The following is a 2,135-nucleotide window of genomic DNA, read 5'->3' as shown; positions in this document are numbered from 1 at the left end:
GACCCCGCGCGTTCCAGTTGACGTGGCGGAGCGGCCCGCCTCCGATGGCCGTGAACACCGGCGTGTCGAGCGTGGCGTCCTTCAGGTGCTCGCGGAGCAGGTCGACCAGTAACGCCGGCAGCGTGACCGCCCGGCGCGAGCTGTAGGACTTCGGGTCGTGCTCGAGCAGCGCGCCGTGGATCTCCGACACGGCCGTCACCACGTCCACCTTCCCGGCGTCGAGGCGGATGTGGCGGGCGCGCAGCGCGGCGATCTCAACCGACCACAGGCCGGTGTACGCCGCGAAGCGGACCATCAGGTCGTAGGGCTCGGGCATCGCGTCACCAAGCACCTCGACCTGGTCGGCGGTCAGGTAGTGCATCTCCTGTTGGACATCTGCGGCAGCTTGACGCCGACACAGGGGTTCTTGCGGATCATCCCGTACTCGAGCGCCAGGTCGAGCCTGAGCTTCAGCACACCGACGACCTAGTGTTCTGAGTTCGAGATTCGCTGGCAGTAGTTTCCTATGGATTCGAAGATGGCGTCGGCGGTCTTGACCCACTTGTAGGGCTTGGGGTCGGTGTTCCACGCGTCGGTCCAGGCGGTGATGTCGTCGACGAGCTGTTTGACGGAGTCGTGGCTGGAGCGGCGCAGCTTCTTGTCGGTCAGCTCGGCGAACCAGCGTTCCACAAGGTTCAGCCATGAGGCGCTGGTCGGGGTGAAGTGCAGGTGGAAGCGGGGGTGGCGCAGCAGCCAGCGGTGGATCGCCGGCGTCTTGTGGGTCGAGTAGTTGTCGAGGATGAGGTGGACGTCGAGCTCGTCGGGGACCTGCGTGTCGAGGTGGTTGAGGAACTTGCGGAACTCGATCGTGCGGTGACGCGAGTGCAGCTGGGTGTGCACCCGACCGGTGGCGACGTCGAGCGCGGCGAACAGGTCGGTGGTGCCGTTGCGGACGTAGTCGTGGCTGGCGCGCGCGGGGCTGGTCGGCAGCAGCGGCAGGATCGGGCGGGTCCGCGCCAACGCCTGCGTCTGTGATTTCTCGTCGACGCAGAGCACCACCGCCCGCTCGGGCGGGTCGAGGTAGAGCCCGACGACGTCGCGGACCTTCTCGACGAACTGGGGGTCGGTCGACAGCTTCCACGTGTCGACCAGGTGCGGCTTGAGCCCGAACGCGCGCCACACCCGCGACACCAACGTCTGGGAGACCTTGGCGTGGCGGGCCATCGACCGCGTCGACCAGTGCGTCGCCTCGTCCGGGGGCTCGGCCTGCAAGGTGTCGACGATGATCTGCTCGATCTTGTCGTCGCCGACCTCGCGGGGCCGGCCCACCCGCGGCTCGTCGAGCAGCGCAGCCACGCCGCCGTCCAGGTAGCGGCCCCGCCACTTGCCCACGGTCGCGGCATGGCAGCCCTGCCGCGCGGCGATCGCGGCGTTGGACGCGCCGTCGGCGGCGGCCAGCACGATCCGCGCGCGCAGCGCCAACGCCTGGGACACCGTGGACCGGCGCGTCCAGCGTTCCAGCACCGCCCGATCCGCGGCGGTCAACGCCAACGGCGCCAGCCGACGACCCCGCCGCGCCGCGCTCGTCGACGTGCCTCGCCCGTCGGTCAGGCCCGCCATCCCCTGCTCGGCGAAGCGGCGCCGCCACACCGACACGGTCGGCTCGCTGCAGCCCAGCTCCTCGGCCAACTCCCGGTTGGAGCGGCCCTCCCCAGCGCCCAGCACGATCCCGGCACGCACCCGCTCGCGCTGCCCGCCGTCCTCGGCCAGCCGCCCCAGCAGCTCACGCGCACGGCCGGTCAACACCACCGGCACGGCCTTGCGGCCCGGACGTCCCATCAGGCAAGCATGCACGCTCATCTCGGCAGACTGCCACACCACCCCACCAAAACCTAGCACCCTACCCACAGCAAACTTAGTACTCAGCACACTAGCAACGATCCTCACCGCACGCGCGACGCCACAGACCATCGCGCAGGCACCGATGCCGAGCCACTGGTCGCGACGGTATCGACTCCCCCCAGACTTGAGCGACGTTGTCGCCTGTTGCGTCGTGGCTCACCGTCGCAGCGGGACTCAACAAGAACGTGGACCGAGCATGCAGTCCACGCACTTCCGAAGAACTCGGCTGCCCGAGGCGTGGTGGGAGGACGCGC

Annotated in this window: 2 protein-coding genes; both read right to left on the bottom strand. The window is 69.3% G+C overall.

Annotated features, from left to right (window positions below):
* Positions 1-361, bottom strand: a 361-nt coding sequence (locus VK923_01150; protein HSJ43273.1) for a hypothetical protein, incomplete at its 3' end; no start/stop codon positions are given.
* A gap of 104 nt (positions 362-465) precedes the next feature.
* A complete protein-coding gene (locus VK923_01145) occupies positions 466-1,818 on the bottom strand; it encodes an IS630 family transposase (GenBank protein HSJ43272.1) in 1,353 nt (450 codons plus the stop codon).
* Between the last annotated feature and the right edge of the window lie 317 nt (positions 1,819-2,135).

The organism is Euzebyales bacterium (assembly GCA_035461305.1).
Lineage (GTDB): Bacteria > Actinomycetota > Nitriliruptoria > Euzebyales > JAHELV01 > JAHELV01.
This window is presented reverse-complemented; position numbering and strand designations above follow the sequence as displayed.

Bases quoted from the DNA above. Each gene is read 5' to 3' on its own strand.
- VK923_01145 (HSJ43272.1), bottom strand. From the start codon at position 1,818: ATGGGACGTCCGGGCCGCAAGGCCGTGCCGGTGGTGTTGACCGGCCGT.